A 9,840-nucleotide genomic window follows, 5' to 3' on the forward strand; every position below is an offset into this window, starting at 1 on the left:
CAGTTAAAGATGTTTTTTCGGAAAATTGATAGCCTAGATGAGCAAACACATTCTTGGATTCAAATTCCGAATTTGGTCTAAACCCATTCCCTTTTTTATAATTAAAATACGTGTAATAACTCCACTTATTATTTGTTCCACTAATACTGGTGAAATTGGTGTACAATCCAAAACTCCCTATGGTATTTCTAGTAATTAATTCGAAAGGTTTATTGGGATTTGGTTCTTTCATTTTAAAATTAATCAAGCCTCCAAATTGGGTTCCATATTGAAGGGAAGCTGCGCCACGAACTACTTGAATTTCTGAAAGTCCTTCTGAAGCAGGGGTATAATAACTTTCTGGGTAACCTAGAACGTCTGCACTTATATCGTATCCGTTTTGTCTGGTATTAAAGTTGGAAGTTCTGTTTGGATCTAAACCTCGTCCTCCAATATTAAGTTGTAATCCGGCATCATCATTTTGATAAATATTTAATCCAGCTACTTGATTAAATATTTGCCGAGCATTATTAGAGGCTAAATTTGCCATGGACTGTTCTACTAAAACCACCTCTGTTTTTTTTCCTGCGTAAATAGCTGTTTCGTCTACATCTTGCATTCTGGATAATTCGAATACTTTTTCTTTTCTGGCCGTAATTTCAACTTCAGAAAGTGACACATTTAAACTTTTTAAAACAGCGTTTACTTCTATATCCTGATTAACAGTTACAGAGATTTCGTAAACCTCGAATTCATAAGAAAAGAATGTTAAATTTATTTGTGATTTTTCTGTTTCAAACTCATAATAACCATTGGCATTAGTTGTCGCCTTTAATCCAGAATCTCTATCGAAAACTTCAACATTAGACAAGGATTGTAAGGTTTCAGCAAAAGTTACTACTCCTGAAATTTTATGTTGAGAATATCCTGAGATGCTTATAAGCAACGCTATAACTAATTTATAATCCTTTAATTTCATCGTTAAATGGTAAAACCCATGTTTTATGGTTAAATGATTCCTTTTCTTGGTACAAATCTATAGAGCTATCTATAAATGGCTGACTTAAGCGTCCGTTTAATGCCACATAACTTTCAGCAAAAACCTGAACATTTTCATGACCTTGTGCCGTAAAATGGTCTCCTAAAAAATGTGCATATTCTAAAATAAAGTCAGGTTGAAAGCTCATTTGCTTTTCCTGAAAAGAGGTTAAGAAATCCGTATTATCTATTACAAAAGCAGTTCCTGTTTCCGCATTTTTAATGGTAAATGTGGTATAACCCATTTTTTCCATGAGCATCACGCGCCATGAAAACCGAAATCCTTCTTCGGTCCAGAATAATTCGCCTGGATACAGCATATATCTAAATGGAAATGCTATTTGTACTGCAAAAAATACAAGTAAAATGGTTATTACAACTTTTTGTTTTGTTTGAACATAATAAGGTTTAACAACCTGTTGTGTTTCTTTAATTATTGGTTTTAACAGGCGTTTTATGGCTTGTATTATTTTATTGTGAAAATCTGCATCGAAGAAAATTAATGTAGAAACTATCATGATAAACGGAAACATACCAATTGGAAATAAAACACGAGTAAATACATGGAAAAAGACGACTAAAGCAAAAGCAAACCAACGCGTTGGTTTATAGAGAAGTAAAAACGGAATGGCTAAATCATAAAACATTCCAGACCAGCTCATCGCATAATGAAACCACTCTTGTTGCATGAGGTTTTCGCCTATAAATGGCAAGTCGTATTTTGATGGTAACCAGATTTTTAATGGCATGGCTTTAAATAGCCAATCGCTATTAATTTTCGCTAAACCTGCATAAAAATAAACCATTCCTAAAAGCAGTTTAATGCTATCTATGGTCCATCTTGGCACTTGTTTATAACTTACTTTTTTAAAATAAGCATCTAAAGAAAAAGAGGCGTTTGCAGGTAAAAAAATCATTAAAAAACTTAAAACACTAATAAAGTAATAATGATTTAAATACGTGGTTTTATCCATGAATTCTATATAAGTGAAACTCAAGAAAAACATGATAATTGCCAGTCTATATTTAAAACCTAAGGCAATAAAAACAGCTGCTAATCCACAAATAAAGAAGATGATGTATGTATATTCTCCTAAAGGTTTTATCCACTCAAAACCATGATATGAAAAGTGAAATTTTGGTTTTATGTACAAGGTTTCAATCCAACCATTTGCCAAAAACCTGATGATACTAAACAGCATCATGGTACCAAAGAGCATACGAAACACAGCTAAAGGCGCTACATTTGTTTGTTGTGATAAATATGTTTTAAACCTAGATTTCATGATAAAAAAAAGATTCTTTGGAGATATATATCACTAAAGAATCTTTATTTGTTTTATTTATTTTGCATTAATCGCCATCAGCATCAGCATAATCAACGCTAATGTTCATAGCTTGAACCATATCAACCTTTAATAAAACAACTGCTTTCTGTAACTCGTTATAGGCATCTGTCATTTTTGAGTTATCTGTGTTAATTTGTTCTGTTAAATTAGCATTTAAAGCCTGTATTTTAGTTCTAGCCAAATTGAATTGACTGTTTATTAAAACATCTAGATCTTCGCCATTTTTAACCGTATTTAAATACTGAAGGTATTGTTTAAAACTATTGTTTGTAGAAGAACTATTATAAGCTTTCCCATTAAAAAAATCTTGAACAGCCTTAAGTGCTTCTAAAGTTAATTCTTTGGAAACATCGGCTCTATAGTAAGCCTCAACCTTTTCTGGAAGTGGATTTACGGAAAAAACACCTGCAGGAATTCCAATTTTATTAGCACGCAAACCTTTTTCATAGAAAAAAATGTAGTCGTTGGTCAATTTATTTGTTGAGCTTGTAGCAGTATTTGCCGTACTACTTATAAATTGAATTCTATAAACCGAAGTCCAATTATTTAAAACAGATTGAGTTAAGTTATTCATTTGATCAACCAAATCTGATAGGTAGTTTTTATATTTTTCAGAATTCGGATTCGTTCCGTAAGTATTTATAATTTCTAAATCAGAAGCTGCTACTCCGTATAACATATAATCTAAAGCAGGAAATCCTACAGCATCTTGATTGTTTACATGTGTTAAATCGTAAGATCCAGAAGATATATTTGCTTCAATCTCAAGTACAGATGTAGGATAAATATTCATCTGTGAGTAATAGTTTATCGTTTCTGCCTGACCTATATTAAACATTTCGACATATTGCCATGTTTTATAAGCATCTAACCAAGATGTTCTCAAGGCATCCAGATTTGATTGATTTGGTGTTTGGACAAAGCTGTTTTTATTTTCTACCAAATTGTTTAAAGCTAATTGTAAATCTTCAAAAGCTGGAATAATAATATTATCAGCCCAATTAACAAGCATGGATTGTCTATCAAAATTATCTGGGGAACTGCCTCCCGAACCTGATTCGTCAGAGGAACTACAAGCTACGATAGTTACTACTACCGCTAAAAACAAAAATATCTTTTTAATCATCTCATATAATTTTTAAATCTGCAAAGTTACAAAAACAGAAGATGATTTTTCTATCATACTTCTGTTTTATAAGTTTAACAAATCTGTTTTAAGTCACTGATTAATTAGTGGCTTGCGCTACTGTAAAATTAAAACGAGCTGCTATTTCTTCAGAAATTGTATCTAATGTGTTATCTGTAACATCCCAAAATCCATTTCCTGCCATTAATTCAGCAACATATCCTTCAACTTCATCATGAGTAAAATAAGGTACATTTGTATTTGGTTTTCTAGTAAACTGTAAGCTGTAAACAAAACCAAAACCTTCGGATAGTTGATGAAATGCTGATGCCATATCACCTTCTGCTATTTTATTTTTTCCAACTTGTAAATAATGAACTGCACGAACTGCACTTACTTTTGAAATATTTTCTCTTATTATTTGTGCTTGAGCATCACGAACTTCATAATTTTTGGCAACAATCGCAGCACGACCTAATTTAAAGGCATTATAAACATTCATGGCGATACCAGTAAAATCAGAGTCAGAATCTACTTGATTTAAATACGTATTTAAAAAACTATCAGCTCCTAAAACTGGAACACTTGGGTTTGCTTCCGCTCCATAAAGATAGCCATAAGCTTCGTCCCATTTATGTTCCATAGACGTATAAGATTTTCCTTCTTCAACAATACCATTATTGTTATTTGCAATATTTGAACCTTCATCTAAAACTGAAGTGCTTAAATAATTATTCAACATTTGATCTGTCATCAATCCACCAATAAATCCTTTTGAAACCGCTTGGTTAAGTTCTAAACCTTTCGCATTTAAATAACGATTAGTTCCTCCTGTTGCTTGCTGTAACTGACCAGCTTGACCTGCTGTTGCAATAGTATTCCAATTAGGAAATACAGTATTTGCTTGTTCAGCAATCCATGAATCGAAATCTGCTTTAATTAAATTTGCAACGGTTACATTAGCCGAAAAATAATCTTTGGAAGCTGCTACTTTACTTCGAACATTTACTCCTGAAGCGTTTAAATTAGCATCTGAAAAGTCGATACCACCTTCAACATGCGTAAACATTGCATATAATGAGGCTTCTGTTTGTGTATTGTCTTTTAATGCCGAAGTTAATTCACCAGCCATTAAAATTCTGTTTGTTTGACCATCAAAACTTACTGAGGATTCCCCATTTCTTTCAAAGGAATAAGTTGTTGGAGCTGTTACGCCATTATCAATTTCGTTGTTGTTATCATCATCACTAGAACATGATGTTAAAATTGTTGTAGCTATGGCTACTCCTAATAATACTTTTTTCATTTTATTTAGAATTAATATAAATTAATAGTTGTTTCGAGTGCAAAAATAAGACAGGATTTTAAAACTCCAAAACTTATTTAGATTAATTTAAAATAAGAAAATGAGAAATCTTTTAAAGTATTGAATACAGGACTAATAAGATGAAAAAAAAATTAGTGGTAAGCTGTAAATATTTTGGTTGCTTCGTTATAAGCACTCTCAAAACTTAAAGCATTTAGGTTTGAAACCTTTTTTTGGGTGAAATAAGAAAGTAGTTTTTCGGTAGGCATATTTCCTGTTAACTCATCTTTTGCCATTGGACAACCACCAAAACCTTGAATGGCGCCATCAAAACGCTTACATCCGGCTCTATAGGCTGCATCCACTTTTTCAAACCAAGTAGTTGGTGTAGTATGCAAATGTGCCCCAAACTCAATGCCTGGATAATTAGGGATTAAATTTGAAAATAGATAATTTATATTTTCAGGATTCGAGCTTCCTATGGTATCGCTAAGCGAAAGAATTTTTACGCCCATATTAGACAGTCTTTCAGTCCACTCACCTACTATATCGACACCCCAAGGATCTCCATATGGATTTCCAAAGCCCATAGAAATGTACACCACGACTTCCTTATTTGTTTTATCGGCTATCTCAAGAATTTCATTTAAGGTAATAACAGATTGTGCTATGGTTTTATGGGTATTTCGCATTTGGAAATTTTCGGAAATGGAAAACGGATAGCCCAAATAATTTATAGGTTTGTGAATTGAAGCTTCTTCAGCACCACGTGTATTGGCGATAATGGCTAACAATTTACTTTCGGTTTTACTTAAATCCAATTGGTCCAATACCTGAGCCGTATCCACCATTTGAGGAATGGCTTTTGGCGATACAAAACTCCCGAAATCGATAGTATCAAATCCAACACGCAGCAAAGACTGAATGTATTGCACTTTTTTTTCGGTAGGTATAAAGTCTTTAATGCCTTGCATGGCATCTCGAGGACATTCTATAATTTTTACGTGTTGCATTGGATCAAAGATATGAATTCATTTGAAGAAGAAATATTTCCTTTATACAAAAATATCTAAGAAATGGATTTTAATCAACTATTTTCTAAGGTAGACTATTCGACAGTGTTTACGCCTCATAAAAAAAAGCGGACTTTTATGAATCTGATCATAAAAGTCCGCTTCTCGATTACTTGCATTTTTCTAAAACTTTTTCTGCAAGTTTTTTTGCCAGAACCCGATTCTCATCTGGATCACTACTTATTTTTATAATTATATAAAACTTGGCCTTTCCAGCAAGAACAGCTAGTTCTCCACCATAGTTTTCATTCCATTTATACCAGGCACTGCTTCCTAGACCATCTACAAAATCCCAGCTTCTTTTGGCACGAACTTTCATAAAATCTTTTCCTGTTTCTTTTACCTCGTCATTCTGCTTTTCCAGATTCGCTTGAATTTTTTCCAATTCTGCCTCAGATAATTCTTTATAGGCCATATTAAAATTATCGATAGCAGATTCCATTTCAGTTTTATCCGAATAAAATGAGAGCATTTTAATCCCCATGATATTTTGATCTGGAATTTTCATTTTCATTCCCGATATTTCTAAATTAAGATCAACGCGATCACTAGGCCATCTATAAAGATGCTCGCCATAATTACCTGTTTGTAATTCCTCTTTTGCTTTATCAAAATCTATTGGATAAACAGAGGCCATTTCCTCTTTGGAAAGAGCCGATTTGTAATCGTCTTGGAATTTTTTCAGACAATCGTAAGATTTACTGTTTACCTTATTACTTACTTTTTCAGACTTACTATCTGAATTAGATTCTGAAGATTCTTTGTTTCCAGAATTACAGGAGAAAAGCACAAAGGCTATTCCTGTTAGAAATATCATTTTTTTCATAATAAAATATCACTGTGGTTAACTGCTAAATTACATTTATTAATATCATTTGCAACTTCAAAAAAGCGTAAATAATCTATTTACAAAATAAGTGTGCTTTGATTTTAAGAAGTTTAAGCCTAAACAAGCGCTGTTTTTAAGCAATAATTATATAAAGTGCAATTCCTACAAAAACCAATATCTGGAGCCATTTTAAAAAAAGACCCATGCCTTTTTTATGTAAAATGAATTCGGAAATACGTCCTGCCAATAATGCAATACTACTAAAGGTGAGAAATGAAACAAGCATGAAAGTGATGCCTAAAACATAAAATTGAACAATGGTATTTCCTTCTTTGTCCCAAAGAAAACCCGGGAAAAACGCTAAAAAGAAAATCATTACTTTCGGATTTACCAAATTCATGATCACTCCTGTTTTAAAAAGCTGAAAATAAGATTTCTTTGGTGCATTTTCTGCCAATGAGATATGTTCGTCGCTATTATAAACTTTATATGCCAAGTAAAGTAAATAGCATGCTCCTAAAACTTTTATCCCATAAAATATTTTATCTGAAGCGGTAATAATTGCAGAAATTCCAAATGCCAAAAGTGTTGTATGGACAATGCAGCCACTAATTAAACCTGCAGTAGTAGCAATTCCACTTTTGGTACCGTTAACCAAAGATTGGGTTAGTACGTAAATATTGTCCGGCCCAGGCGAAATGGCGAGTGCAAGCGTTGCTACAGAAAAAGAGATAAGTGTTTCTATCATTATTACTTAGTACTAATTGCTATGCTTGGCTCCTTTTTAAAATGGCTTTGTTGATGTTTTTTATCAGTTTTGGACCTTCGTAAATAAAACCTGTATACAGCTGAATTAAATCTGCACCAGCATCCAATTTCTCTAAAGCATCTTGAGCTGAATGAATTCCTCCTACTCCAATAATAGGAAAGGCCTTATTGCTTTTTTCTGCTAAAAACCTAATGACTTCCGTAGAACGATTTGTTAAGGGTTTTCCACTTAATCCACCAGTTTCTGCTTTGTTTTCGCTTGTTAAACCTTCACGGGAAATGGTTGTATTTGTAGCTATAACACCTTCAATTTTAGTATCTTTAACGATATCGATAATATCCAAGAGTTGACTATTTGTTAAGTCCGGTGCTATTTTTAATAAAATAGGCTTCTGTTTGGTCTTTTTGGAGTTTTCGTCTTTTAATACTTGCAACAATTTTGTAAGAGGTTCTTTATCTTGAAGTTCACGAAGATTTGGCGTGTTTGGCGAACTAACATTCACTACAAAATAATCGACATAATCAACCAAGGCGTTAAAACTAATAAGGTAATCTGTTACAGCTTCTTCGTTTGGTGTTATTTTATTTTTGCCAATATTTCCACCTATTAAAACACTTTTGTTCTTTTTCAATCTCAAAACAGCTTCTTCCACGCCTCCATTATTAAACCCCATTCTGTTAATTATAGCAGCATCAGATTTTAATCTGAACAAGCGTTTTTTCGGGTTTCCTTCTTGAGGTTTTGGTGTTAAAGTTCCAATTTCAATAAAACCAAAACCAAGATTTCCCAATTCGTTGTAAAGTTTAGCATCCTTATCGAAACCTGCAGCCAAACCTACAGGGTTTTTAAAAGTTAATCCAAATAAGTTCCTTTCTAAGCGCTTGTCTTCAACTAAATACAAACGTTTTAAAAAACTTGGAATCAAAGGGATTTTACTTACAAAACGAAGTAAGGAAAATGTGAAATGATGAATTTTTTCCGGATCGAATAGAAAAAAAACAGGTCTAATCAATAACTTATACATAGTAGTTGCGTTGTGGGACAAAAATACTATTCATTTGATTAAAAATGCTATCATTAGTTTTATAAATTATTGGTATTTTTGAAAATTCTAAAAACAGACATTTTCTTTAATAAAAACATATTAAAATGATAGAAAAACAACATATTATAGACCGTTTTATAAGCTACGTAATTATAGATACGGAATCCGATCCAAAGAGCGATACCACTCCAAGCACAGAAAAACAATGGAATTTAGCCAATAAATTGGTTGAAGAGCTTAAATCCATTGGAATGCAAGACGTTACTATAGATGAGAACGCATACATTATGGCAACCTTGCCTAGTAATGTGGACCACGACGTTCCAACCATTGGTTTTGTATCTCATTTCGACACGTCTCCAGATTTTACTGGAGCTAACGTAAAACCACAGATTGTTGAAAATTACGATGGCAAAGACATTATTTTAAATGCTGAACAAGATATTATCCTATCTCCAGATTATTTTGAAGACTTGTTATTATATAAAGGACAAACTTTAATTACTACAGATGGAACCACTCTATTAGGTGCCGATGATAAAGCAGGAATTACCGAAATAGTTTCGGCTATGGAATATTTAATTAATCATCCAGAGATTAAACACGGAAAAATTAGAATTGGCTTTACTCCAGATGAAGAAATTGGTCGTGGCGCTCATAAATTTGATGTTGAAAAATTTGGTGCAGATTGGGCTTATACCATGGATGGCAGCCAAGTTGGCGAATTAGAATACGAAAATTTCAATGCAGCTGGAGCCGTTGTAAAAGTAAAAGGAAAAATTGTTCATCCAGGTTATGCCAAAGGAAAATTAATCAACTCCATGTACATTGCTACCGAGTTTATTAATTCCTTACCAAGATTGGAAACTCCTGAACATACGGAAGGATATGAAGGTTTTTTCCATTTATATTCTATAGAAGGTGAAGTTGAAGAAACAGTTTTGGAGTATATTATTAGAGATCACGATATGCAACATTTTGAAGCCAGAAAAGAAATGATGCTTAAGTTAACTAACGACCTTAACGAACAATATGGAAGAGAGGTTATAACTATTGAGATAAAGGATCAGTATTATAATATGAAAGAAAAAGTAGAACCTGTTATGCATATTGTTGATATTGCTGAAGAAGCTATGAAACAAGTAGGTATAAAACCATTAATTAAAGCCATTCGTGGCGGAACAGACGGTTCTCAACTAAGCTACATGGGTTTGCCTTGTCCGAATATTTTTGCTGGAGGTCATAATTTCCATGGACGTTATGAGTATGTTCCTGTTGAAAGCATTATAAAAGCAACTGAAGTTATTTGTAAAATTGCTGAGTTAA

At 32.9% G+C, this 9,840-nt stretch carries 9 protein-coding genes; 1 reads left to right on the plus strand and 8 read right to left on the minus strand.

The annotated features are described in order from the left end of the window. The 8 genes from VKY47_RS03405 to VKY47_RS03440 form a co-directional block, all read right to left on the minus strand. Positions 1-958, minus strand: a 958-nt coding sequence (locus VKY47_RS03405) for a carboxypeptidase-like regulatory domain-containing protein (protein ID WP_324310363.1), incomplete at its 3' end; no start/stop codon positions are given. Beyond that, positions 939-2,303, minus strand: a complete 1,365-nt coding sequence (locus VKY47_RS03410; protein ID WP_324310365.1) for an HTTM domain-containing protein — start codon at positions 2,301-2,303, stop codon at positions 939-941. The genes VKY47_RS03410 and VKY47_RS03405, both read right to left, overlap by 20 nt. 67 nt (positions 2,304-2,370) lie before the next feature. After that, positions 2,371-3,492 carry an imelysin family protein gene (locus tag VKY47_RS03415; protein WP_324310367.1) on the minus strand — a complete coding sequence of 374 codons (1,122 nt, stop codon included), beginning with the start codon at positions 3,490-3,492 and terminating at the stop codon, positions 2,371-2,373. A 100-nt stretch (positions 3,493-3,592) separates the two neighbouring features. Then, positions 3,593-4,798: a DUF4856 domain-containing protein gene (locus VKY47_RS03420; RefSeq protein WP_324310369.1), complete on the minus strand. Its 1,206-nt coding sequence runs from the start codon at positions 4,796-4,798 to the stop codon at positions 3,593-3,595. A 152-nt stretch (positions 4,799-4,950) separates the two neighbouring features. Then, on the minus strand, positions 4,951-5,811 hold the full coding sequence (locus tag VKY47_RS03425) for a hydroxymethylglutaryl-CoA lyase (protein WP_324310370.1): 861 nt from the start codon (positions 5,809-5,811) through the stop codon (positions 4,951-4,953). A gap of 169 nt (positions 5,812-5,980) precedes the next feature. Further along, complete coding sequence (locus VKY47_RS03430; protein WP_324310372.1) at positions 5,981-6,688, minus strand: hypothetical protein; 708 nt, start codon at positions 6,686-6,688, stop codon at positions 5,981-5,983. Positions 6,689-6,833: 145 nt separating this feature from the next. Further along, on the minus strand, positions 6,834-7,448 hold the full coding sequence (locus tag VKY47_RS03435) for a LysE family translocator (protein WP_324310374.1): 615 nt from the start codon (positions 7,446-7,448) through the stop codon (positions 6,834-6,836). Positions 7,449-7,467: 19 nt separating this feature from the next. Then, positions 7,468-8,493: a quinone-dependent dihydroorotate dehydrogenase gene (locus VKY47_RS03440; RefSeq protein ID WP_324310376.1), complete on the minus strand. Its 1,026-nt coding sequence runs from the start codon at positions 8,491-8,493 to the stop codon at positions 7,468-7,470. Positions 8,494-8,618: 125 nt separating this feature from the next. Here VKY47_RS03440 and pepT point away from each other — a divergent pair. Then, on the plus strand, positions 8,619-9,840 hold a 1,222-nt coding region (pepT, locus tag VKY47_RS03445), incomplete at its 3' end, for a peptidase T (protein WP_324310377.1).

It is taken from the genome of Xanthomarina sp. (assembly GCF_035306705.1).
Lineage (GTDB): Bacteria > Bacteroidota > Bacteroidia > Flavobacteriales > Flavobacteriaceae > Xanthomarina.